24 protein-coding genes, 2 tRNA genes, 1 other RNA gene and 2 pseudogenes are annotated in these 20,691 nt (G+C 73.2%); 10 read left to right on the forward strand and 19 right to left on the reverse strand.

Annotated features, from left to right (window positions below):
* Positions 1 to 60: 60 nt before the first annotated feature.
* From ACSHWO_RS18145 to ACSHWO_RS18185, 9 genes are all read right to left on the reverse strand, one after another.
* A complete protein-coding gene (locus ACSHWO_RS18145; RefSeq protein WP_361098818.1) occupies positions 61 to 900 on the reverse strand; it encodes an RNA polymerase sigma factor SigF in 840 nt (279 codons plus the stop codon).
* A 220-nt stretch (positions 901 to 1,120) separates the two neighbouring features.
* Positions 1,121 to 1,969: an RNA polymerase sigma factor SigF gene (locus tag ACSHWO_RS18150; RefSeq protein ID WP_438313127.1), complete on the reverse strand. Its 849-nt coding sequence runs from the start codon at positions 1,967 to 1,969 to the stop codon at positions 1,121 to 1,123.
* Between the two features lie 212 nt (positions 1,970 to 2,181).
* A complete protein-coding gene (locus ACSHWO_RS18155; RefSeq protein ID WP_361098824.1) occupies positions 2,182 to 2,343 on the reverse strand; it encodes a hypothetical protein in 162 nt (53 codons plus the stop codon).
* 372 nt (positions 2,344 to 2,715) lie between these two features.
* The gene (locus tag ACSHWO_RS18160) at positions 2,716 to 3,003 is read right to left on the reverse strand and encodes a hypothetical protein (protein WP_361098827.1); all 288 of its coding nucleotides are present in this window, start codon (positions 3,001 to 3,003) and stop codon (positions 2,716 to 2,718) included.
* Between the two features lie 185 nt (positions 3,004 to 3,188).
* Positions 3,189 to 3,273 (reverse strand) — tRNA-Ser (locus ACSHWO_RS18165).
* A 91-nt stretch (positions 3,274 to 3,364) separates the two neighbouring features.
* Positions 3,365 to 3,793 (reverse strand): tRNA adenosine(34) deaminase TadA, encoded by a 429-nt coding sequence (tadA, locus tag ACSHWO_RS18170; RefSeq protein ID WP_438319147.1) that lies wholly within the window; start codon positions 3,791 to 3,793, stop codon positions 3,365 to 3,367.
* Between the two features lie 62 nt (positions 3,794 to 3,855).
* The gene (locus ACSHWO_RS18175) at positions 3,856 to 4,401 is read right to left on the reverse strand and encodes a tRNA adenosine deaminase-associated protein (protein WP_438313130.1); all 546 of its coding nucleotides are present in this window, start codon (positions 4,399 to 4,401) and stop codon (positions 3,856 to 3,858) included.
* A 488-nt stretch (positions 4,402 to 4,889) separates the two neighbouring features.
* Positions 4,890 to 5,096, reverse strand: coding sequence for a hypothetical protein (locus ACSHWO_RS18180; protein ID WP_361098833.1), 207 nt, complete (start codon positions 5,094 to 5,096; stop codon positions 4,890 to 4,892).
* A gap of 144 nt (positions 5,097 to 5,240) precedes the next feature.
* Positions 5,241 to 6,182, reverse strand: coding sequence for a universal stress protein (locus ACSHWO_RS18185; RefSeq protein WP_438313132.1), 942 nt, complete (start codon positions 6,180 to 6,182; stop codon positions 5,241 to 5,243).
* 296 nt (positions 6,183 to 6,478) lie between these two features.
* Here ACSHWO_RS18185 and upp point away from each other — a divergent pair, with 296 nt between their 5' ends.
* Complete coding sequence (gene upp / locus ACSHWO_RS18190) at positions 6,479 to 7,114, forward strand: uracil phosphoribosyltransferase (RefSeq protein ID WP_114058231.1); 636 nt, start codon at positions 6,479 to 6,481, stop codon at positions 7,112 to 7,114.
* A 141-nt stretch (positions 7,115 to 7,255) separates the two neighbouring features.
* On the opposite strand, the gene ACSHWO_RS18195 is transcribed toward upp, so the two are convergent.
* Together ACSHWO_RS18195 and ACSHWO_RS18200 are read right to left on the reverse strand one after the other, a co-directional pair.
* The gene (locus tag ACSHWO_RS18195; protein WP_438313134.1) at positions 7,256 to 7,921 is read right to left on the reverse strand and encodes a LytR C-terminal domain-containing protein; all 666 of its coding nucleotides are present in this window, start codon (positions 7,919 to 7,921) and stop codon (positions 7,256 to 7,258) included.
* A gap of 184 nt (positions 7,922 to 8,105) precedes the next feature.
* A complete protein-coding gene (locus ACSHWO_RS18200; protein WP_114058229.1) occupies positions 8,106 to 8,402 on the reverse strand; it encodes a type II toxin-antitoxin system VapB family antitoxin in 297 nt (98 codons plus the stop codon).
* Positions 8,403 to 8,494: 92 nt separating this feature from the next.
* Here ACSHWO_RS18200 and ACSHWO_RS18205 point away from each other — a divergent pair, with 92 nt between their 5' ends.
* Together ACSHWO_RS18205 and opcA are read left to right on the forward strand one after the other, a co-directional pair.
* A complete protein-coding gene (locus ACSHWO_RS18205) occupies positions 8,495 to 10,108 on the forward strand; it encodes a helicase HerA-like domain-containing protein (RefSeq protein ID WP_438313136.1) in 1,614 nt (537 codons plus the stop codon).
* A 56-nt stretch (positions 10,109 to 10,164) separates the two neighbouring features.
* Positions 10,165 to 11,097: a glucose-6-phosphate dehydrogenase assembly protein OpcA gene (gene opcA, locus ACSHWO_RS18210; RefSeq protein ID WP_361098846.1), complete on the forward strand. Its 933-nt coding sequence runs from the start codon at positions 10,165 to 10,167 to the stop codon at positions 11,095 to 11,097.
* Here the strand turns inward: opcA and ACSHWO_RS18215 are convergent.
* Together ACSHWO_RS18215 and ACSHWO_RS18220 are read right to left on the reverse strand one after the other, a co-directional pair.
* A complete protein-coding gene (locus tag ACSHWO_RS18215; RefSeq protein ID WP_361098849.1) occupies positions 11,046 to 11,558 on the reverse strand; it encodes a cupin domain-containing protein in 513 nt (170 codons plus the stop codon). The two genes, opcA and ACSHWO_RS18215, sit on opposite strands and share 52 nt — an antisense overlap.
* An 81-nt stretch (positions 11,559 to 11,639) precedes the next feature.
* The gene (locus ACSHWO_RS18220; protein WP_438313139.1) at positions 11,640 to 12,236 is read right to left on the reverse strand and encodes an HhH-GPD-type base excision DNA repair protein; all 597 of its coding nucleotides are present in this window, start codon (positions 12,234 to 12,236) and stop codon (positions 11,640 to 11,642) included.
* A gap of 121 nt (positions 12,237 to 12,357) precedes the next feature.
* On the opposite strand from ACSHWO_RS18220, the gene ACSHWO_RS18225 reads away from it, so the two are divergent.
* Positions 12,358 to 13,176 carry a VOC family protein gene (locus tag ACSHWO_RS18225; protein ID WP_438313141.1) on the forward strand — a complete coding sequence of 273 codons (819 nt, stop codon included), beginning with the start codon at positions 12,358 to 12,360 and terminating at the stop codon, positions 13,174 to 13,176.
* 123 nt (positions 13,177 to 13,299) lie between these two features.
* Positions 13,300 to 13,719 (forward strand): TOBE domain-containing protein, encoded by a 420-nt coding sequence (locus ACSHWO_RS18230; RefSeq protein WP_361098858.1) that lies wholly within the window; start codon positions 13,300 to 13,302, stop codon positions 13,717 to 13,719.
* 71 nt (positions 13,720 to 13,790) lie between these two features.
* Here ACSHWO_RS18230 and ACSHWO_RS18235 read toward each other — a convergent pair whose 3' ends face one another.
* A complete protein-coding gene (locus ACSHWO_RS18235; RefSeq protein ID WP_385847094.1) occupies positions 13,791 to 14,426 on the reverse strand; it encodes a TetR/AcrR family transcriptional regulator in 636 nt (211 codons plus the stop codon).
* A 347-nt stretch (positions 14,427 to 14,773) separates the two neighbouring features.
* Between ACSHWO_RS18235 and ACSHWO_RS18240 the strand changes: the two genes are divergently transcribed.
* Together ACSHWO_RS18240 and ACSHWO_RS18245 are read left to right on the forward strand one after the other, a co-directional pair.
* Positions 14,774 to 14,950, forward strand: coding sequence for a hypothetical protein (locus tag ACSHWO_RS18240; protein ID WP_438313143.1), 177 nt, complete (start codon positions 14,774 to 14,776; stop codon positions 14,948 to 14,950).
* 18 nt (positions 14,951 to 14,968) lie between these two features.
* Positions 14,969 to 15,838, forward strand: coding sequence for a class I SAM-dependent methyltransferase (locus tag ACSHWO_RS18245; RefSeq protein ID WP_438313145.1), 870 nt, complete (start codon positions 14,969 to 14,971; stop codon positions 15,836 to 15,838).
* On the opposite strand, the gene ACSHWO_RS18250 is transcribed toward ACSHWO_RS18245, so the two are convergent.
* From ACSHWO_RS18250 to ACSHWO_RS18260, 3 genes and pseudogenes are all read right to left on the reverse strand, one after another.
* On the reverse strand, positions 15,839 to 16,735 hold the full coding sequence (locus tag ACSHWO_RS18250) for a phosphorothioated DNA-binding restriction endonuclease (RefSeq protein WP_438313147.1): 897 nt from the start codon (positions 16,733 to 16,735) through the stop codon (positions 15,839 to 15,841).
* 95 nt (positions 16,736 to 16,830) lie between these two features.
* Positions 16,831 to 17,091: pseudogene (locus ACSHWO_RS18255) on the reverse strand (PIN domain nuclease); the annotation flags it as partial.
* The gene (locus ACSHWO_RS18260; RefSeq protein WP_438319348.1) at positions 17,061 to 17,186 is read right to left on the reverse strand and encodes a hypothetical protein; all 126 of its coding nucleotides are present in this window, start codon (positions 17,184 to 17,186) and stop codon (positions 17,061 to 17,063) included. The pseudogene ACSHWO_RS18255 and the gene ACSHWO_RS18260, both read right to left, overlap by 31 nt.
* Between ACSHWO_RS18260 and ACSHWO_RS18265 the strand changes: the two are divergent.
* A pseudogene (locus tag ACSHWO_RS18265) lies at positions 17,170 to 17,358 on the forward strand (integrase core domain-containing protein); the annotation flags it as partial. The gene ACSHWO_RS18260 and the pseudogene ACSHWO_RS18265 overlap by 17 nt on opposite strands.
* Here ACSHWO_RS18265 and ACSHWO_RS18270 read toward each other — a convergent pair.
* Both ACSHWO_RS18270 and ACSHWO_RS18275 read right to left on the reverse strand, forming a co-directional pair.
* A complete protein-coding gene (locus ACSHWO_RS18270; RefSeq protein ID WP_438313149.1) occupies positions 17,355 to 18,020 on the reverse strand; it encodes a hypothetical protein in 666 nt (221 codons plus the stop codon). The pseudogene ACSHWO_RS18265 and the gene ACSHWO_RS18270 overlap by 4 nt on opposite strands.
* Positions 18,021 to 18,119: 99 nt before the next feature.
* A tRNA-Ser gene (locus ACSHWO_RS18275) sits at positions 18,120 to 18,207 on the reverse strand.
* Positions 18,208 to 18,279: 72 nt separating this feature from the next.
* Between ACSHWO_RS18275 and ffs the strand changes: the two genes are divergently transcribed.
* An RNA gene (ffs, locus tag ACSHWO_RS18280) (signal recognition particle sRNA small type) lies at positions 18,280 to 18,378 on the forward strand.
* A gap of 66 nt (positions 18,379 to 18,444) precedes the next feature.
* Complete coding sequence (locus tag ACSHWO_RS18285) at positions 18,445 to 20,646, forward strand: DNA polymerase III subunit gamma and tau (RefSeq protein ID WP_438313151.1); 2,202 nt, start codon at positions 18,445 to 18,447, stop codon at positions 20,644 to 20,646.
* Positions 20,647 to 20,691 lie beyond the last annotated feature (45 nt).

Raw genomic sequence — 20,691 nt, forward strand, 5'->3', positions numbered from 1 at the left:
GCCGCGGGACTACGGACTACGGACTACGGACTACGGACTACGGACTACGGGACTGCGGGACTAGTCGCCGATCAGACCGACGCGCAGCTGCGCGAGGGTGCGGGTCAGCAGGCGGGAGACGTGCATCTGCGAAATGCCGACCTCCTCGCCGATCTGCGACTGCGTCATGTTGGCGAAGAAGCGCAGCATGATGATCTGCCGCTCCCGGGCGGGGAGTTTGGCGAGCAGCGGCTTCAACGACTCGCGGTACTCGACGCCTTCGAGCGCGGTGTCCTCGTATCCGAGGCGGTCGGCGAGGGAGCCGTCGCCGCCCTCGTCCTCGGGCGAGGGCGAGTCGAGCGAGGAGGCGGTGTAGGCGTTGCCGACGGCGAGGCCGTCGACCACGTCCTCCTCCGACACCCCCAGTACGGCGGCGAGTTCGGGCACGGTCGGCGAGCGGTCGAGCTTCTGCGCGAGCTCGTCGCTGGCCTTGGTGAGCGCGAGGCGCAGCTCCTGGAGGCGGCGCGGGACGCGCACGGACCAGGACGTGTCCCGGAAGAACCGCTTGATCTCGCCCACGACCGTCGGCATCGCGAAGGTCGGGAACTCCACGCCGCGGTCGCAGTCGAACCGGTCGATCGCCTTGATCAGGCCGATGGTGCCGACCTGGACGATGTCCTCCATGGGCTCGTTGCGGCTGCGGAAGCGGGCGGCCGCGTACCGCACGAGGGGGAGGTTCAGCTCGATCAGGGTGTCGCGTACGTACGCCCGTTCGGGGCTGTCCGCGTCCAGGCCGGCGAGGCGCTGGAAGAGGGAGCGGGAGAGGGTGCGGGTGTCGATGGCTTCCGAGTGTTCGGACACGGCCGGTGCCTCGCTCTTGACGAGCGTGAGCACCTTGGAGCTGCCCTGTTCTGCGGACATGCCACCCCCTTGAGGTCGCGGACGGTCGCGTACGGCGCGCCCGTCGGAGGAACGCAGCCTCCACCTGAATACCGGAGCCGGGGCTGCGGCAAACGCGGTTCCAGCAGAATGTCACATGTCGGCAACGCGCTGTAGCGCCAAGTCGACATATAACTCCAGCGATAGAGCGGAATGAGCCGGTTCTGTCGGGAAACCGGACCGCGTTCTCCACCCGATCCGGTTACGCCTCGATCCTGTTTGCGGATCGGAGTCGAGCGAAACTCCGGGCGAGCAGCCGTGACACGTGCATCTGGGAGACGCCGAGCTCGGCACTGATCTGCGACTGCGTCAGATTGCTGTAGTACCGAAGGAGGAGGATCCGCTGTTCGCGCTCCGGCAGCTGTACGAGGAGGTGGCGTACGAGGTCGCGGTGCTCGACCCCGGCCAGCTCGGGGTCCTCGTAGCCGAGCCGGTCCAGCAGCCCGGGCAGGCCGTCACCCTCCTGGGCGGCTTCCAGCGAGGTCGCGTGGTAGCTGCGCCCGGCCTCGATGCAGGACAGCACCTCCTCCTCGCTGATCCGCAGCCGCGCGGCGATCTCGTGCGTGGTCGGGGTGCGCCCGTGCAGGGTGGTCAGGTCCTCGGTGGCCGCGTTCACCTGGACCCACAGCTCGTGGAGCCGGCGCGGGACGTGGACGGTGCGCACGTTGTCGCGGAAGTATCGTTTGATCTCGCCGACCACGGTCGGCATGGCGAAGGTGGGGAACTGCACGCCCCGGTCCGGGTCGAACCGGTCGATGGCGTTGATCAGGCCGATGGTGCCCACCTGGACGACGTCCTCCATGGGCTCGTTGCGGCTGCGGAAGCGGGCGGCCGCGTACCGCACGAGCGGGAGGTTCGCCTCGATGAGCGCCCCGCGCACCCGGTTGTACTCGTTGCTGCCCGGCTGCAGGCCCTTCAGCTGCCCGAACAGGACCTGGGTGAGGGCCCGGGTGTCCGCGCCCCGGCTCTGCGGTCTCGCGGGCGCAGGCGGCTCCTCCGGGGCGTCCTGCTGGGGTGGCACCTGAGGCGCCGTACTGGCCGACACGGTCACGCCACCCCTTCAAGTCAACTCATCCGTCAAAAGCGGTCATAGCATCACAAGACATGTGCACCGTGTGCAAGCACCGTATATCACCGTGTTGAGGGCAAGTTGGGCATAATGGGGTGTTCTGGGTGTAAGTGCCACGAGGGCGGAGAACGCAAAACCCCCCACCCGTCGGAGTGGGGGGCCGGTTAATCCGGAAACCGCATCAGCGTACGGGTTCAGCTCACCAGTTCGGTCATGAACGCGCCTATGCCGTGAGCGGCGTCGGAGATGCCCTGGAAGCCTATTTTGACGATGTCGGCCGCCTTCACCGGCTGGGTGATGATCACGAAGAGCACGAACACCATGAGCCCTCCGGTGATCATCTTCTTGGTCTCCATGAGCGGTGTCGGCCTCCCCAACCGGTCCTGCGAAGTCGGGTGAGTCTAACCGGTCGCATGAGGGCACTCACCCGGACTTTATGGACCAATGACCCTCCGTTCCGGGCCGTTTGCCACTGTCCGCGCGGGCGCGGGCGGCGCAGGATGGGGACGAGCCCACCGGTTCTGGCAGGAAACCGGGGGGTGAGGGACAGGGCCTCACTTCGGGGCCCGGGTCGTGCGCTTCCCCCTGACGGCGGCCCGGGCAATCAGGCCCCGTCGGCGTCGGGGGAAGCCGCCCGTCCCCCGACGGAGCTTCCCCCGTCCCGTGTGCGGCAGGCCCCGGCTCCGGCCGGGGCCTGCCGCACGTGCGGGCCCGCTCGCCCGGCCGGGCTACTCGATGCCGCCGAGGATGCCGAGGACGGGCTCCACCGGGGCGACGACCGGCGCGAGCTGGTCCGGCAGCGCGCCCAGCTGGTTGAGCTGGTTCAGGTCGTTGAGCTTGGCGCCGATCTCCTGGACGGAACCGGGCATGGCCCCCTCCGGCATGCCCGGGGCCGCCTGCGGCAGGTCGGGCAGGGTGAGCGGGGCCGCGGGCGCGGCGGAGGCGGCGGGTGCGGCGAGGCCCGCGGCGGCCCCCGCGAGGGCGATGGCGGCGAGCATGCGCTGGGTCTTGGTCATGCCGTGTCAACGGCCGAGCGGGCGGCCGGTCACGTGGGGCCCGGGGCGCGCCACCGGTCGGAGTACGCGCGGGCGCGGCCGCGCGTACTCCGGGTTCAGATCGCCGACAGTTCGGGCGGTCCGCCGTTCGGGTCCGGAAACCGCCGAGAGCCCCGACCCTTGCGGGACGAGGCTCTCGATCGGAGCGGTAGCGGAGGGATTTGAACCCCCGATGGGTTGCCCCATACTCGCTTTCGAGGCGAGCTCCTTCGGCCACTCGGACACGCTACCGAGAGAGATCCTAGCCCAAGGACGCCCCAGTTCTGAAATCGGTGTCCCGGCCGCCGCGCCGAGCGGCCGTGCGGGGCCCGTGCAGCAGTCTTCACAGCTCCCGGAAGAAGTCCGTCAGCTGTCGCGCGCACTCCTCGGCGAGCACCCCGCGGATCACCTCCGGACGGTGGTTGAGCCTGCGGTCCCGTACGAGGTCCCACAGCGACCCCGCGGCACCCGCCTTCTCGTCCCCCGCTCCGTAGACGACGCGGGCCACCCGCGCCTGGACGAGCGCCCCGGCGCACATCACGCACGGCTCCAGGGTGACCACGAGGGTGCACCCCGGAAGCCGCCATTCCCCGAGCCGGGCGGCGGCCCGGCGCAGCGCCAGGACCTCGGCGTGCGCCGTCGGGTCGCCGGTGGCCTCGCGCTCGTTGTGCCCGGTGGCGATGACCTCCCCGGCCGGGCCCAGCACGACGGCGCCGACCGGCACGTCGCCGGCCGGCACCGCCCGGGCGGCCTCCTCCAGCGCCAGGCGCATGGAGTCCCGCCACGGGTCCCGTACGGGATCGGGGCCGTGCGTGGGGTGGTGCTCGGTGATCACTAGCGGACGGCCTCCAGTACCTCGGTCGCGCCGAGCGAGTCGGCGATCTCCGAGAGGGCTTCCCCGTCCAGGGCCATCAGTTCCTTGTGGCTCACCCCGAGGTCGTCCAGCAGCCGGGGGTCGCCGAGCGGGCCGGCCGGCACGGGTTCGGCGCCCGTTCCGGTTCCCCCGTCCGCGTCGTCCGCGTCGGCGAACGCGGCGATCCTCTCCTCCTCGCCGTCCTCGGTGCCGTCCAGGTCCAGTTCGTCGAGTTCGTCGTCCTCCTCGTCGCTGCCCAGCAGCTCGTCGGTCAGCATCGAGCCGTAGGAGCTGCGCGAGGCCAGGGCGGCGTTCGAGACGAAGTACCGCGGGTCCTCCTCGCCGTCCACGCGGACGACGCCGAACCAGGCGTCCTCCTGCTCGATGAGGGCGACCACCGTGTCGTCGTCGACAGCGGCGGCACGGGCGAGATCGATCAGATCACTGAGGGACTCGACGTCGTCGAGTTCCATGTCGCTCGCTTCCCACCCGTCTTCGGTGCGCGCGAGCAGTGCGGCGAAATACACCGTGACTCTCCCACTGGTCATAGGCGTGCCGGTTGGAGGTCCCCCCGGCCGGAGGTGGGAAGGGTTGGAACGGCCGTCCTGCTCGCCGCTTCGTGCCCCGCCCAATCGGCATCGTGGCAGAAACAGCGGCTTTGCGAGAGGTCTTCCGCGCTTGCGTCGTGCCGCGCCGTGTGCCGTGGCGCGTACCGCACGGCCCGCAGGCCACCCGTGGCTCCCGGGTGTACGGCAGGGCGGGGCGGTTTCCAGGGCGGGCACGCGGTACGGCCGACCGGCGGTCGCCCGTGCGCGTGGCTCCGGCCCGGCTGCGGGCGCGGTTCCCGCGGGGGCCGGGCGGTACGGGCGGTGCCAGAGGTGCGGGCGGTGCGTGCGGTGCCGGTGGTACGGCCACAGGCGCGGCCCGTGCAACGGCCCGTGCAATGGCGCGTGCAGCGGCCGGTTGTACGGCTGCTGCCGCCGGGCGGCGACCGCCGCCCGGCACCGTCCCGTCGTCACCAGCGGAAGGTGCGCATGCGCATCTGCTGGCGCATCCGGGCCGCGCGGGCGCGGCGCGGCTGGACGCGGTCGCGCAGGGCGCGCGCCTCCATCAGGTCGCGCAGGAACTGCGCGCGGCGCGCCCTGCGCTGCGCCGCCGTTTCCGGCACCCCGTCCTCGCCGCCACCAACGCGGTCGTTTCTTCTCGGCTGCGTGTCGGGCATCGGCCACCACCCACCTGGCTGGTCCGGTCGTCCTCCTCCGCCGGCGCGAAGCAGACCCCCCGCACCCCCACCTTCCCCCGGTCGGGCCGATTGATGCCACCCCCATGCAGGTCAGGTGCAGGTCAGATGCAGTGCAGGTGCCGGTCAGGCATCGTCCGTGAGGGTGGGGACGACGGCCACCGGACCGTGTGCGTGGTGCAGGACGGCGTGCGCCACCGAGCCGATCGTCACGTTCCGGATGGTGCGCCGCGGGTGGTGCCGGCCCACCACGACGAGGGCCGCGCCGCGCGAGGCCTCGACGAGGCGGCCCGCCGCGTCCCCGGGGACGGCGGCCTGGACGACGGGTACCCCGGGCCAGCGCTCCCGGAACGGGCCCAGCCGTTCCGTTTGGGCGCGCAGCATCTCCCGCTCGGCCGGGACGGCGTCGGCGCCGTCCGCGAGCCCCTCCGGGGTGAGCACGGCGAACGGCGTGTCGACCATCACGAGGGGCGTCGGCGGGATGGCGTAAGCGGAGACCACCTGGACGGTGGTCCCCCGCGCGGCGGCCTCGGTGAAGGCGAAGACCAGGACGTCGTCCGGCGTCTCGGCGGTGTGCAGACCGAGTACCACCCGGTCGGCGGAGGCGTCCGGGCCGGCCTCCGCCGTTCGCGTCTCGTGCGGGACGACCACCACCGGGCAGCGGGCGGTCGCGGCCACGGCGCGGCTGTTCGAGCCGAGCAGCAGGGCGGCGAAGCCGCCGCGCCCGCGGGACCCCATGACCAGCGTCCGGGCCTCGGAGCCGATCACCCGCAGCGCCTCGGGCACGGAGCCGGTGAGGGCCTCGTAGCGCACCTCGGCGGGCAGCTCGGGGGCCTCGGCGAGCAGGTTCCGGATCCGCTCGGCCACCGGGTCGTCGTACGCCTTCGGGGCGGCGGCGTGGGACAGGGCCTCGCGGCGGGCCGTGTACAGCTGGGAGGCGTCGGGCAGCACGTGGGCGACGAGCAGGCCCGCGCCGTGCCGGAGGGCGGCCTGCCGGGCCCACTCCAGCGCCCGCAGGCTGTGGTCGGATCCGTCGACGGCCGCGATCACCGGTGCGCTGCTGCTCACCCGTCCAGCGTGCTGGGCGCGGGACCGGGCCGCATCCCAAGGGCGCCCCGGGGACGCCCCGGGGACGCCCCGGGGACGCCCCGGGAACGCTCCGGAACGCCCCGGGAACGTCCCGCCGGACTGGCGCCGGGCGCGGCGGGGAAACCACGGGGGAGGACGGCCGGGCACGGCGCGCCGTCCGGGCGCACGGGGGTGCGCACACCGCGTAGCCTTTCGGATGTGGGTCGCGCGAACGTTGCGGCCGTTTTTTTGCAGGTCGCAGGTGGAAACCCGACTCTTGAGCCTTGGAGGATGTAGTGCGTTTGCAGGTCGTCGATCACCCGTTGGTGGCGCACAAGCTGACCACTCTGCGCGACAAGCGCACCGACTCCCCCACCTTCCGCCGTCTCGCCGACGAGCTGGTGACGCTCCTCGCGTACGAGGCCACCCGCGACGTGCGCACCGAGCAGTCGGACATCGAGACGCCGGTCGCCCCGACCACCGGTGTGAAGCTCTCGCACCCCCGCCCGCTCGTCGTGCCGATCCTGCGCGCCGGCCTGGGCATGCTGGACGGCATGGTGCGGCTGCTGCCGACCGCCGAGGTGGGCTTCCTGGGCATGGTCCGCAACGAGGAGACCCTGGAGGCCTCCACGTACGCGACGCGCATGCCGGAGGACCTCTCCGGGCGCCAGGTCTACGTGGTCGACCCGATGCTGGCCACGGGCGGCACGCTGGTCGCGGCGATCCAGGAGCTGATCAAGCGCGGCGCCGACGACGTGACGGCCGTGGTGCTGCTGGCCGCGCCGGAGGGCGTCGAGGTCATGGAGCGCGAGCTCGCGGGCACCCCGGTGACGGTGGTGACGGCCGCGGTGGACGAGCGGCTCAACGAGCACGGCTACATCGTGCCGGGGCTGGGCGACGCGGGCGACCGTATGTACGGCTCGGCCGAGTAGACGGTACGGACCAGTCGAGTAGACGGTACGCGGACCAGTACGGACCGCAGCACGGGCGGGCGGCAGTACGGACCGCACCGCGGACCGGAGTCCGCACGGCACGCGTTCGGGGCGCGGGGACGGCCCCGCGCCCCGAACGCGTCAGCAGGTGGCGGCTGGCGCGGGCTGCGGGTTGGCCAGCAGGGCCAGCTCCTTGTCCGCGGTCTCCTGCGGGCTGAGCTGCGTGAAGGCGTCGCCGAGGATCAGGTCGACGTCCGAGCCCTCGCGGGCGTCGTTCTGCAGGGTGTCGCCCTCGATCTGGGTGCCCAGGACCGAGTAGACCGCCTTGTCGGTCTTCGCGGAGCCGAGCAGTATCCCGGTCCCGGGGACCTTCTTGTCGAAGTCGGCGGGGGCGTTGCCGACCTGGCCGATGGCGAAGCCGCGCTTCTTCAGCTCGTCGCCGACGGCCTTGGCGAGCCCCGCGCGCTGCGTGGCGTTGTACACGTTGACCGTGATGTCGCCGGGCTTCGGGAGCACGATCGCCGCAGCCGCGCCGGGGGAGGCCGCGACGGCGGGCGCCGCACCTCCCTTGGGCTTGCCGCCGGGGCAGTTCCCGGCGGCGGTGCCGCGCTTGCCCTGGCCCGCGCCGTCGCCGCGGAACACGTGGATGAGCTGCAGTGATCCGTAGGCCAGCAGGGCGAGGCCGAGGACCGCGCCGAGCATGGTGAAGACGATCCGTCGGCGGCGCCGAGGTCGGCTCAGACGGGGGTACGCCGTCCCCGTGACGCGGTACTTTCCGCCCATGCCGGGGGGAGTGAGCATGCTCATGGGCGCAGCGTAATACCGGCCGCGGTCGATGCCCACCAAATGATCTGTTGATAGGGCAAGACCGACCCAAAAGGCGCAATTCGCGCAAAAGACGCCGGCGCGCGGCAGTGCACCACCCGGTGCGGCCGGATGGAGCCGGATGCCGCCTGGTGCCGCCGGGTAAGCCGGGAGCGGGCCGGCGGCGTCAGTCCATCTCGAGGACGCGCGCGTGCAGCACCTGACGCTGCTGCAGGGCCGCGCGGACGGCGCGGTGCAGACCGTCCTCCAGGTACAGGTCGCCCTGCCACTTCACGACGTGCGCGAAGAGGTCCCCGTAGAAGGTCGAGTCCTCGGCGAGCAGCGTTTCGAGGTCCAGCTGCCCCTTGGTCGTCACCAACTGGTCGAGCCGGACCGGGCGCGGGGCGACGTCCGCCCACTGCCGGGTGGTTTCCCTGCCGTGGTCGGGGTACGGCCGCCCGTTTCCGATGCGCTTGAAGATCACACGGAAAGCCTACCGGTCCGGCGGCTGCGGGCGCAGCCTCGCACCGGCGGTGCAAAGGTGGCGTACAGGGCTATACCGGGAGTGAGTGTCGTATGAGCGAGAGCACCGACCCCGCGTCGCCGGCGGACCGGATCGCCGCCGGATACGCCTTCACCGGACCGGCGCTCGACCTGGGTGCCCTGCTCTGGGACGGAACCTGCCTGCCGGACCGGCAGATCCGCGTCCCCCTCGCGATGCTGAACCGGCACGGCCTGGTCGCCGGCGCCACCGGCACCGGGAAGACCAAGACGCTGCAGCTCGTCGCAGAGCAGCTGTCGGCGGCCGGAGTGCCGGTCTTCCTCGCCGACGTCAAGGGCGACGTGTCGGGGATCTCGGCGCCGGGCGCCCCGAGCGACCGGACGGCGCAGCGCGCCGGGGAGGTCGGCCAGGACTGGCGGGCCGCCGGGTGCCCCACCGAGTTCTACGCGTTGGGCGGGATCGGGACGGGCATTCCGCTGCGGGCCACGGTGACCGGCTTCGGGCCCGTCCTGATGGCGAAGGTGCTCCGCCTCAACCGGACGCAGGAGCAGTCGTTGGGCCTGGTCTTCCACTACGCCGACGCCAAGGGGCTGGAGCTGGTCGACCTCAAGGACCTGCGGGCGGTCGTCGCCTTCCTCGTCTCCGACCGGGGGAAGGCCGAGCTCAAGGGGATCGGCGGACTGTCCGCGGCGACGGCCGGGGTGATCCTGCGCGCGCTGAGCGCGTTCGAGCAGCAGGGCGCCGACGCGTTCTTCGGCGAACCCGACTTCGACACCGCCGAGTTCCTGCGGACCGCCCCGGACGGGCGGGGGCTGGTCTCCGTACTGGAGCTCCCCGCCGTGCAGGACCGGCCGCAGCTCTTCTCGACCTTCCTGATGTGGCTGCTCGCCGACCTCCACGGCGGCCTGCCGGAGGCCGGCGACCTGGACCGGCCCAAGCTCGTCTTCTTCTTCGACGAGGCCCACCTGCTGTTCAACGGGGCGTCGGAGGCCTTCCTGGAGGCCGTGACCCAGACCGTGCGGCTGATCCGCTCCAAGGGGATCGGCATCTTCTTCGTGACCCAGTCCGCCAAGGACGTGCCGGGCGACGTGCTCGCCCAGCTCGGCAACCGGGTGCAGCACGCGCAGCGCGCCTTCACCCCCGACGACGCCAAGGCCCTCAAGGCCACGGTGCGGACGTTCCCCCGCTCGGAGTACGACCTGGAGGAGCTGCTGACGGGCCTGGGGACCGGCGAGGCGGTGGTCACCGTCCTCAGCGAGAGCGGCGCCCCGACCCCGGTGGCGGCGACCCGGCTGCGGGCCCCGCAGTCCCTGATGGGCCCGGTCGGGGCGGCGGCCCTGGAGCGGGCGGTCACGTCCTCGCCGCTGTACGGGCGGTACGCGCAGCGGGTCGACCGGGAGTCGGCGTACGAGCGGATCGGCGCCGAGCAGGCTGCCGCCGAGGCGGCGGCGGAGGCGGCAGCGGCGGCAGCGGCGGAGTCCGAGGCGGCGGCGCAGGAGTCGGCGCGGAGGCAACGGGCGGAGACGCCCGCGAAGGCCGAGAGGTCCGCGAAGGCGGGGCAGGAGCCGTCCCTGGCCGAACAGGTCGTGGGGAGCGGACTGTTCCGCTCGTTGGCCCGCTCGATCGGGACCCAGCTGGGGCGGGAGATCTCCCGGTCCCTCTTCGGTACGGCGAGGCGCCGCAGGTGACGGATGGCCACACGGTCGGGTGACACCGGGGCCCCGGCCGCTGACAGACTTCGACCATGCGGACCGAACTCATCGACACCACGTCCGGCAAGGTCGACCGGGCCCTGCTCGACGCCCGCCGGGCCATCGGAAGCCCCGCCCTGGGCCTGGTGCTGACGCTCGTCATCGTCACCGACGAGGAGAACGCCTACGACGCCCTCCGGGCGGCCTCGGAGGCCTCGCGCGAGCACCCGTGCCGCATCATCGCGGTGATCAAGCGCACCTCGCGCGGCCCGTACAAGCTGCCCCAGACCCGCCTGGACGCCGAGCTGCGCGTCGGCTCCGACGCCGGCAGCGGGGAGATCGTGGTGCTGCGCCTGCACGGGGCGCTCACCGGCCAGGCGGGTTCCGTGGTCCTGCCCCTGCTGGTGCCGGACGCCCCCGTGGTGGCGTGGTGGCCGGTCGACGCCCCTGCCGACCCGGCCCGGGATCCGCTGGGCGCGCTCGCGCAGCGCCGGATCACGGACGCCGACGCGACCGCGGACCCGCTGGCCGCGCTGGCCGAGCGCGGGGCCTCGTACGCACCCGGCGACACCGACCTCGCCTGGACCCGGCTGACGCCCTGGCGGGCGCTGCTGGCGGCGGCGCTGGACCAGAAGCCGCTCCCGGTGACCGGGGGCGCGGTGGAGAGCGAGGCCGACAACCCGAGCGCCGAGCTGCTGGCGCGCTGGCTGGAGGACCGGCTCGGGGCGCCGGTGGAGCGGGTCGTCACCGACGGGCCGGTGATCACCGGGGTCCGGCTGGACACCGCCGAGGGCCCGATACGCGTGAACCGACCCGACGGGGTGCTGGCCGCCCTGATCCTGCCGGGCAGCCCGGACCGCACGGTTGCCCTCAAGATCCGCAGCACCGCCGAACTGATCTCGGAGGAACTGCGGAGGCTGGCCCCGGACGAGGTCTACGCCTCGGCGCTGCGCAGGCGGCCGGCCCAGGCGTCGCTCTCCGCGTAGTGGTTGTCGTACACCGGCTGGCTGTCCAGGATGTCCTGGACGGTGGCCTCGCCGGCGCGGACCCGGCCGAGCAGCCGGTAGTAGTCGAAGCGGCCCATGCCGGGCGTGAAGCCGACGAAGACCTCGGCGGTGTGGCCCCGGTGGGGGGCGAAGGCGTGCTTCACGCCGGGCGGGACGGAGAGGAAGTCGCCGGCGGTGAGGGTCTTGACCTCGTCGCCGACGAGGACGTCCAGGCGCCCGGACAGGACGTGGAAGAACTCGGTCGCCTTGGTGTGGAAGTGCACCGGGGCGCCGGCCGCGCCCTCTTCGAAGGCGGCCGTGTTGCAGGTGAGTTCGGCGGTGTCGGTGAGCAGGGTGATGGTGCTGCCGGGGCCGTCGGTGATGGTCTCGGCGGTGGCGGCGCGGGTGAGGACCCCGTGTCCTGCGGTCGTCTGCGTCGTCTGCATCGTCTCGCTGTTCATGACGACTAATCTACGGACCCGGTTGACCGGCGGCAGGGGTCAATCGGGGGGTGCTCTCCCCGGTCAATTCCACCTCGGCCCTCAGCTCCCGGCCTTGCCCGTCTTCGCCTTCGCGGCCGCCTTCATCTCCTGCTTGTACGCCCGTACCCTGGCCAGCGACTCCGGGCCCGTGATGTCTGCCGCCGACCGGTAGACGTCCGCCTCCCCGTAGCCCCCGGCCGCCTCGCGCCACCCCGCGGGGCGCACGCCGAGCTGCTTGCCGAGCAGCGCGAGGAAGATCTGGGCCTTCTGCTCGCCGAAGCCCGGCAGGTCCTTGAGCCGCTTCAGCAGCTCCGTGCCGGTCTCCGCGTCGGCCCACAGGGCGGCCGCGTCCCCGTCGTAGTGCTCCACCAGGTACGCGCACAGCTGCTGGACCCGCTTGGCCATGGCGCCCGGGTAGCGGTGCACGGCCGGCTTCTCGGAGAGCAGCGCGGCGAACGCCTCCGGGTCGTGGGCGGCGATCGCGTGGGCGTCCAGGTCGTCCGCCCCCATCCGCCGGGCGATGGTGTACGGGCCGGAGAACGCCCACTCCATCGGCACCTGCTGGTCCAGCAGCATGCCGACCAGCGCGGCGAGGGGACTGCGGCCGAGCAGCTCGTCGGCCTCCGGCTGTTGGGCGAGCCGCATCGTGATGTCCATGGGTCCAGCCTCTCGCGCGGCCGTGTTCCCCGCGCGGTCGGCGCACCGCGCGCCTAGCGTGTGTAACCGGAAACGGTCACGACCACGAACGAACGCGACGACACACGGGAGTCGATCGATCATGGCTGAGTTCTCGGAAGGTGTCCCCTGCTGGGTGGACGCGATGTTCAAGGACGTGGAGGGCGCGAAGGCCTTCTACGGCGAGGTGCTGGGGTGGACCTTCGGCGAGGCGTCGGGGGAGTACGGCAACTACACGCAGGCCTACTCGGACGGCAAGGCGGTCGCGGCCGTCGTCCCGCCGATGCCGGGCGCGGACGCCCCCTCGCAGTGGTGCCTGTACTTCGCCTCGCCCGACGCGGCGGCCACCGCCGAGAAGATCAAGGCGGCCGGCGGCCAGGTCATGATGGGCCCGATGCAGGTCGGCAGCTTCGGCACGATGGTGATCGCGCAGGAGCCGAGCGGCGCCGTCTTCGGCATCTGGCAGCCCGGCGACCACAAGGGCTTCGAGAAGACGGGGGAACCGGGGGCCTACGCGTGGGCGGAGGTCTTCACCCGCGACGTGGGCAAGGTGGACGGTTTCCTCCCCCGGGTCTTCCCGTACGGCGCCCGGCAGATGGAAGCGGGCGACGGCCCCGAGGCGGCCGGAATGGACTTCCGGGTCTTCAGCGCCGGCGGCCCCGACAAGCCGGTGCTCGGCCGGATGCTGATGGGCGAGGAGTTCCCGCCCGAGATCCCCTCGTACATCCAGGTCTACTTCGGGGTCCCGGACTGCGACGAGGCCGTGGCGAAGGCGCAGAAGCTGGGCGGCGCCCTCCACTTCGGCCCGATGGACAGCCCGTTCGGCCGGTTCGCCGCGCTGACGGACCAGCAGGGCGCCGCGTTCGCCGTCATCGACATGTCGACGACGTCCGGTGAGATGCCGCAGATGACGGACGTCTGACCGGCCGTCCGGACCGCGGCGCACGATCGGCCGGGCATCCGCAGCGCGTGCCCGGCCGCCCCTCCGCCATCTGCCGTACGACGTCCGTACGGCGCCGCCCGCACGAGTGGGGACCCCTTTTCCATGAGCCTGAGCATCCGCAACCGGCTGGCCGGCACCGTCACCGACGTGACCGCCGGCGAGGCCATGACGACGGTGAAGGTCCGGCTGGAGGGCGGCCAGGACATCGTCGCCGCCATCACCAGCGATGCCGCCCGGGAACTCGGCCTCGCGGCCGGTTCGTCCGTCCGGGCCCTGGTGAAGGCCACCGAAGTGGCCCTGGCCACCGTCGCCCTCGACAACATCAGCATCCGCAACCAGTTGGCCGGTACCGTCGCCGGCATCTCCACCGGCGCCGCGATGGCCACGGTCACGGTGGTCGTCAACGACAGCGTGCTCACCGCCGCGGTCACCAGGGACGCCGTGGAGGCGCTCGGCCTGGCCGCCGGGTCGCCGGTGGTCGCACTGATCAAGGCGACGGAAGTCGCCCTGGCCGCCGACTGACCGGCGGACCGTGCCGACCGCGCCGACGGGGCCGACGGGGCCGACGGGGCCGGCCGGGCGGAGCGGACCGGTCAGGCGGTTGCGGGGTAGTCGCCCAGAGCCGCGAGGAGGAGCGCGTACGCGTGGTCCGCCTCCGGTGTCAGCTCGGCCTCGATCTCGTCGTCGGTGCGCCCGGCCAGGGTGAGTTCCTGCACGCGCCGGAACAGCAGCCGGTCCGCGGCGGCGATCAGGGCGGCGGCGATCCGCGCGGTGATCGCCGGAGCCGTCTGCGCCGTGGCGGCGGCGAGGGCGCCGGCGAGCGCCTCCTCGCGCAGCTCGTGCAGCTCGCGCAGGCGCGCGCCGAGCGTGGGACTGTCGGCGACCATGCGGGCGAAGGCGGGCCCGGTGAACCCGGCGACCGGGCTGTGCTCGACCAGGGTGGCGCGGAAGGCCCGGCCGAGGGCGGTCAGCGGGGCCTCGCCCGGGGAGCGCTCGGCGACGGCCCGTGCGAGCTGCGCCGTGAACACCTCGTGGTGGTCGAGGGCCAGGTCCTCCTTGCGCGGGAAGTAGTTGGTGACCGTCTTCTTCGCGACGCGCGCGGCGGCGGCGATCTCGGCGATGGTCGTCTGTTCGAAGCCCTGCTCGATGAAGAGCCGGGTGGCGCAGTCGGAGATCAGCTGCCTGGTCTCCTGCTTCTTGGACTCACGGAGCCCCAGCTCGGTACCCATGAGCAGAATCTTACCCCCGTAGCAAAATTCCCCTTGCCGACCCGTGTAGCCTTGACGTAAATTTATATCCAAGGTAAACATTGCCTCGTGACCCAAACCCTGCGACCCGATCGCCGAGATCGGGACCAGTCCAGTCGAGGGAGCCGCCGTGCACGTGATCACCCCCACCGCCGCGAACGTCATCGAGACCCCGAACGCCCGTATGACCGGCCTGGCCGCGCCCAGCCGGGGCAGTGCCGAGATCAGCACCTGGACCGTTGCCATGGAGGCCGGTCGCAGCGGCCCCGAGCACTCCGTCAGCCGCGAACAGGTCTGGACGGTGACCGCCGGTGCCCTGGAGGTCACCTGTGACGGCCGCACCGAGCGGATCGCGGCCGGCCGGCCGGACCGTCGTCCTGCCGCCGCACCTGCTGCGCCGGGTCCACGCCCCGCAGGCGGCCGAGGCGCACGTCGCGATGCGCGCCGACGGGGCGGTCTCCGTGCCCGGTACCGAGGGCGCCCGCACCCTGCCCTGGGCCTCCTGAGGCCGGCGGTCCCAGCGCATGGACGAGCGGGACGAGCCGGACGGACCGCGGCGTGACGTGTGGGCGACGGGTGCCGCCTACGAGCGGTACATGGGCCGGTGGAGCAGGCTCGTGGCGGAGGAGTTCGTACCGCGGTCGGCGGACACCGCCGACGGGCTGCGCTGGCTCGACGTGGGATGCGGAACGGGGGCGCTGTCCGCGGCGGTCGCCGCCCGGCGGCGCCCCCGGCTCGTCGTGGGAGTCGACCGGTCCCCCGGCTTCGCGGCCACGGCCCGCGCGTCCGCGCGGCCCTCCGCCCCGCAGCACTTCGTCGTGGCGGACGCGATGTGCCTGCCGGCCACCGACGAGGCGTTCGACGCGGCCGTCAGCGGCCTGGCCCTCAACTTCCTCCCCGACCCCGCCGCGGCGGTCGCCGAGATGGCCCGGGTGGTCCGGCCGGGCGGCCTCGTCGCGGCGTACGTGTGGGACTACGCCGAGGGCATGGGCCTGCTGCGCCGGTTCTGGGACGCCGCCCGGCGGGTGGACCCGTCCGCCGCCGCGCTGGACGAGGGCCGGCGGTTCCCGCTCTGCCAACCGGAGCCGCTCCGCGCCGCTTGGGCCGGCGCCGGGCTCGCCGACGTCCGCGTGGCCGCGATCGAGGTGCCGACCGTCTTCGCCGACTTCGCCGACCTGTGGGCGCCCTTCCTCGCGGGACAGGGCCCCGCCCCCACGTACACAGCAGCCCTGTCCCCGGCGGCCCGGACCCGGCTGCGCGACGCGCTCGGGGCCGCCGTCCCCCGTGGCCCGGACGGCTCCGTCGCGCTCACCGCCCGCGCCTGGGCGGTCAGCGGCCGCAGACCACCCCGCACCCGCCCCGCCCGTAGGAGCGGCGGCCGACGGCCCGCCTGATCAGGCCTCGGCGGCGGCGGGGCGCGGGGCGCCGTGGAAGACCTGGCCGGTGTGCCAGGACCGGTGGGCCGCCGCTATGGGCAGGGCGCCCGGCCGGGGGCCGAGGAGCGGGCGGCCCGCGAGGGCGGTGACGTGCTCGCGGGCGGCGGGGCTGTGGCCGACGAAGCGCTGGGAGACCAGGATGCGGTGGCCGTCGCCGAGGCCGAGGACGCCCTTGTCGAAGAGCTTGTGGTGCAGGGAGCACAGGCACAGCCCGTTGTCGACCTCGTCCGGGCCGCCGAACGCCCACCAGTGGACGTGCGCGGCCTCCAGTCCGACCGGGACCGCCCCGATCCGCCCGTCGTAGCCGCAGAAGGCGCACCGGTACTCGTACGCCGTCAGCACGAGCTCCCGCATCCGGCGGTCCCGCTGCCTCCGGGCGGGGGAGAGCCGCTGCGTCTGTTCCGGCTCCGGCTCCAGGCCGACCGCCGCGCACAGGTCGCCGTGGAGCGAGGGCGGGAAGTTCAGGTCGAGCAGGACCCGCACCATCCGCCCGAGCAGCGAGGGCTCCCGCCGCAGCGCCGCCCGCAGTCCCGGCGCGAGCCGCCCCGCGGCTCCCGCGGCCCGCAGTTCCCGGACCCCGCTGCCGGGGCTGCCCGGTCCGCGATCGGTCCGCACCTCCCACACCCCGTCGCTCACCAGGTGGTGGAAGGGGTAGGCGGGCGTCGTCCGGTGGGTCGGACCGTACTCGGCCAGCAGCTGCTTCAGGTCCTCTTCCACGGCGCCGTACTTCAGCTCGGCGTCGGCGTCCTGCTGGTACCGGCCGAGCGCGTACAGGAACAGCAGCGGCTTGTGCGGGGCCCGCGCGCCGCCCCTGGTCCACTGCCGCAGCTTCGCCGTGCTCTCGACCCAGTCCACGAGCAGTGATCGTAGGGCGAGTCGGAACCGGGACGGGAGGACGCCGAAGGGCCGGTCCGCTTTCGCGGTCGACCAGGACTGCGACCACCGCTCGACTACTTGCGTCCCTCGGGGCCGTACCACTGGAGGGGTTGACCGGTTACTGCGGCGATGCACTCGAAGTCGTGGTCACGGTGCAGGGGAGTGAGTCCCTGCAGCTCGGCAGTCGCGGCGACGACGAGATCCACTGCACCGGCGCTGCGGTGCTTGCCTTGTTTGGTGAGGGCCTCCTGGACCTGCCAGGCCCGGTCGTAGGCGCGGTCGTCGACCGGGACCCAGCCGAAGATCAGACGGACGTCCTCGATGCCGCGTGCCCGCCGTCGGGGATGTTGCCGAGCTTCTTGATGTCGACGTGGACCAGCTCGCCGGGCTTGTCCCGTTCGTAGCGGCGTATGAAGGTCGAACGCCTCAACCGAACCCTGCTGGACGAGTGGGCCTACGCCCGCCCCTACCGCTCAGAACAGGAACGACGCGACGCCTTCCCCGGCTGGCTGCACTCCTACGATCACCACCGCGGACACACCACGCTCGAAGGCAAACCACCCGCCAGCCGCGTCCCCAACCTCACAGGGCACTACACCTAGCCCGCCCCCGGCGCCACGGCGGGTGCGCCCGTGTCCGCCGTGGCCGGCTCGCGGCGGCCCGCGAGCCAGGCGGCGATCCGCCGCCCGAACTCCGGATGTTCGTACGCGGAGTCCCAGCCCGCGAGCCACTCCAGGTGCCGCAGGACCTCCGCCGAGCGGTACGGGTGGGCCACCGCGACCACGTCGACGCCCCTCTCGCCCGTCGAGCAAATGACGTACACGCTGCTGTCGAGCGCCATCATGCCGAAGCCCGGGTGGCCCGCGCGCACGCCGAGGAAGGCGGAACCGGCTCCCCGGCCCATGATGTCCCAGCGCTCCAGCAGCCGGACCCGGGTCCAGAGCGCGGGCGGCATCGTGCGGCAGCCCTCGTGCATGTGCCGCAGGGAGGCCGCGTGCGCCCGGGTGCCCTGCGGGAGCATGACGAGGAACTCGCGCCGGTGGTCGAAGAGGCCCGTGGAGACGGCGAGCTCGTACCAGTCCTCGTTGAGCCGTTCCACGAGCCGCGGGGTCTCGTACGGGTGGGAGAAGTACCCGGCGACGTCCTCGCGCCCGTACGCGCCGACGAACGGCATCACGCCATCCGGCACGGCGTCCGGGATCACCTCCAGACCGGCCCGCCGCAGGGGCCGGTACACCTTGCGCTCACGCTCCTGGGCACCCATCGGTCACCAGGCTAGGGCCCCGCAGACCCAAGTGAGACGGAAACTGAGACGGGAAAACGCCAGAGGGCCGGTCCGCTTGCGCGGTCCGGCCCTCTGAGCTGGCGGAGGATACGAGATTCGAACTCGTGAGGGGTTGCCCCCAACACGCTTTCCAAGCGTGCGCCCTAGGCCTCTAGGCGAATCCTCCGCGACGAACAATACAAGACGATGAGGGGTGCTAGCGAACTCGATCCCGGGGGGCTCCATCCGCTAGGGTGGGGTCAGCCCCTCACGTGGCGCTATCTCACCCAACTCCCCCAGGGCCGGAAGGCAGCAAGGGTAAGTGGGCTCTGGCGGGTGCGTGAGGGGCGCTTTGCGTTCCGGGGCGGGCTCCGGGAGGTCGGGCGGGCCCGCTTTGTCGGCGGGCCCCGATAACCTCGTAGACGTGTCGTCCCTTGCGCTGTACCGCCGCTACCGCCCCGAGTCGTTCGCCGAGGTCATCGGGCAGGAGCATGTCACTGCCCCGCTGATGCAGGCCCTGCGGAACAACCGGGTCAATCACGCGTACCTGTTCAGCGGGCCCCGCGGCTGTGGCAAGACCACCAGCGCGCGCATCCTCGCCCGGTGCCTGAACTGTGAGCAGGGCCCCACGCCCGATCCCTGCGGCGAGTGCCAGTCCTGCCGGGACCTGGCGCGCAACGGGCCGGGCTCGATCGATGTCATCGAGATCGACGCCGCCTCGCACGGTGGTGTGGACGACGCCCGCGACCTGCGTGAGAAGGCCTTCTTCGGGCCGGCTTCCAGCCGGTACAAGATCTACATCATCGACGAGGCCCACATGGTCACCTCGGCGGGCTTCAACGCCCTGCTGAAGGTGGTCGAGGAGCCCCCGGAGCACCTCAAGTTCATCTTCGCCACCACCGAGCCCGAGAAGGTCATCGGCACCATCCGGTCCCGGACGCACCACTACCCCTTCCGGCTCGTGCCGCCCGGGACCCTGCGGGAGTACCTGGGCGAGGTCTGCGGGCGCGAGGGGGCCAAGGTCGAGGACGGCGTGCTGCCGCTCGTCGTGCGCGCCGGCGCCGGGTCGGTCCGTGACTCCATGTCCGTCATGGACCAGCTGCTGGCGGGCGCGGGCGACGAGGGCGTGACGTACGCCATGGCCACGTCCCTGCTCGGCTACACCGACGGGTCGCTGCTGGACTCCGTCGTGGACGCCTTCGCCGCCGGGGACGGGGCCGCCGCGTTCGAGGTCGTCGACCGGGTGATCGAGGGCGGCAACGACCCGCGCCGGTTCGTCGCCGACCTGCTGGAGCGGCTGCGCGACCTGGTGATCCTGGCAGCCGTGCCCGACGCCGGGGAGAAGGGCCTCATCGACGCCCCCGCCGACGTGGTCGAGCGGATGCAGGCCCAGGCCTCGGTGTTCGGGTCCGCCGAGCTGAGCCGCGCCGCCGACCTGGTCAACACCGGGCTCACCGAGATGCGGGGCGCGACCTCGCCCCGGCTGCAGCTGGAGCTGATCTGCGCCCGGGTGCTGCTGCCCGCCGCCTTCGACGACGAGCGGTCCTTCCAGGCCCGGCTGGAGCGGCTGGAGCGCGGGGGCGCCGCCCTGGCCGCGGCCGCCGGTGCGGGGCTTCCCGGTGCGGGGGTTCCCGTCGCCGCTGCGGCCGCCGTCCCGCCCATGGGGTACGTGCCCGGGCCCGAGGCGCACGCCATGGCCCCGGTCGCGGCCCCCGCGGCTCCGGTCGCGCCGGCTGCGCCTGCCCCCGCGGCCCCCGCGGCTCCGGTCGCGCCCCCGGCCCCGGCCGCTGCCGGCCCGGTGTCCGCCGCCGCTCCGCCCGCTGCGGCCGCGCCCGTTCCCGCCGCCCAGCCCGGGGCCTGGCCCGGGGCCGCGCAGCCCGGTTCCGGGGCCCGCGGGGCCTGGCCCACCGCGGCCGCGCCCGGCCAGGGCGTCCCGGCGCCCGCCGCCGCGGCCCCCGCCCCCGTCGCGCAGGCCGCGGCCCCGGCGCCCGCCGCCGCTGCCGCGCCGTCGCCCGGCATGGCCGCCGGCGCCGGGCAGGTCCAGGCGATGTGGCCGCAGATCCTGGAGGCCGTCAAGAACCGCCGCCGCTTCACCTGGATCCTGCTCAGCCAGAACGCCCAGGTCACCGGCTTCGACGGGACGACCCTGCAGCTCGGCTTCCCGAACGCCGGCGCTCGCGACAACTTCGCCAGCAGCGGCAGCGAGGAGGTGCTCAAGGCCGTCCTGGCCGAGCAGTTCCAGGTCAACTGGAAGATCGACGCCGTGCTGGGTCAGGGCGGGAACCCCGGCCAGGCCGCGGCCTCCGCGTACGGCGCCCCGGCCTACGGCGCCCCGGCCTACGGCGCCCCGGCCGCGCCCGCCTACAGCCCGCCGCCCGCACCCGCGCCCGCCCCGGCCCCGGTGCAGCCGGCCCCGGCCGCCCCGCAGCAGCCCCGGCCGCAGCAGCCCCCGCAGGCCGCCGCCGCGCCGCAGCCGTCCGTACCCCAGGCGCCCCCGCCGGTGGCCCCGGAGGACGACGTGCCGGAGGAGGACGACCCGGACCTCGTCGACAGCGCCCTCACGGGGCACGAGCTCATCGTGCGGGAGCTCGGGGCCACCGTTCTGGAGGAATACACGAACGACTAGGGGGCCGCGTTTGGGTGGCCGCACGAAGGGGCGGTCGCCCGGCGG

It is taken from the genome of Streptomyces pallidus (ex Mingjun et al. 2026) (assembly GCF_051550185.1).
Lineage (GTDB): Bacteria > Actinomycetota > Actinomycetes > Streptomycetales > Streptomycetaceae > Streptomyces.

Bases quoted from the DNA above. Each gene is read 5' to 3' on its own strand.
- ACSHWO_RS18195 (WP_438313134.1), bottom strand. From the start codon at position 7,921: ATGAGCATGCTCACTCCCCCCGGCATGGGCGGAAAGTACCGCGTCACG.
- ACSHWO_RS18220 (WP_438313139.1), bottom strand. From the start codon at position 12,236: ATGGACATCACGATGCGGCTCGCCCAACAGCCGGAGGCCGACGAGCTG.
- ACSHWO_RS18145 (WP_361098818.1), bottom strand. From the start codon at position 900: ATGTCCGCAGAACAGGGCAGCTCCAAGGTGCTCACGCTCGTCAAGAGC.
- tadA (WP_438319147.1), bottom strand. From the start codon at position 3,793: ATGCGCCTGGCGCTGGAGGAGGCCGCCCGGGCGGTGCCGGCCGGCGAC.
- opcA (WP_361098846.1), top strand. From the start codon at position 10,165: ATGCGGACCGAACTCATCGACACCACGTCCGGCAAGGTCGACCGGGCC.
- ACSHWO_RS18180 (WP_361098833.1), bottom strand. From the start codon at position 5,096: ATGCCCGACACGCAGCCGAGAAGAAACGACCGCGTTGGTGGCGGCGAG.
- ACSHWO_RS18230 (WP_361098858.1), top strand. From the start codon at position 13,300: ATGAGCCTGAGCATCCGCAACCGGCTGGCCGGCACCGTCACCGACGTG.
- ACSHWO_RS18155 (WP_361098824.1), bottom strand. From the start codon at position 2,343: ATGGAGACCAAGAAGATGATCACCGGAGGGCTCATGGTGTTCGTGCTC.
- ACSHWO_RS18245 (WP_438313145.1), top strand. From the start codon at position 14,969: ATGGACGAGCGGGACGAGCCGGACGGACCGCGGCGTGACGTGTGGGCG.
- ACSHWO_RS18225 (WP_438313141.1), top strand. From the start codon at position 12,358: ATGGCTGAGTTCTCGGAAGGTGTCCCCTGCTGGGTGGACGCGATGTTC.
- ACSHWO_RS18215 (WP_361098849.1), bottom strand. From the start codon at position 11,558: ATGAACAGCGAGACGATGCAGACGACGCAGACGACCGCAGGACACGGG.
- ACSHWO_RS18205 (WP_438313136.1), top strand. From the start codon at position 8,495: ATGAGCGAGAGCACCGACCCCGCGTCGCCGGCGGACCGGATCGCCGCC.
- ACSHWO_RS18270 (WP_438313149.1), bottom strand. From the start codon at position 18,020: ATGGGTGCCCAGGAGCGTGAGCGCAAGGTGTACCGGCCCCTGCGGCGG.
- ACSHWO_RS18160 (WP_361098827.1), bottom strand. From the start codon at position 3,003: ATGACCAAGACCCAGCGCATGCTCGCCGCCATCGCCCTCGCGGGGGCC.
- ACSHWO_RS18235 (WP_385847094.1), bottom strand. From the start codon at position 14,426: ATGGGTACCGAGCTGGGGCTCCGTGAGTCCAAGAAGCAGGAGACCAGG.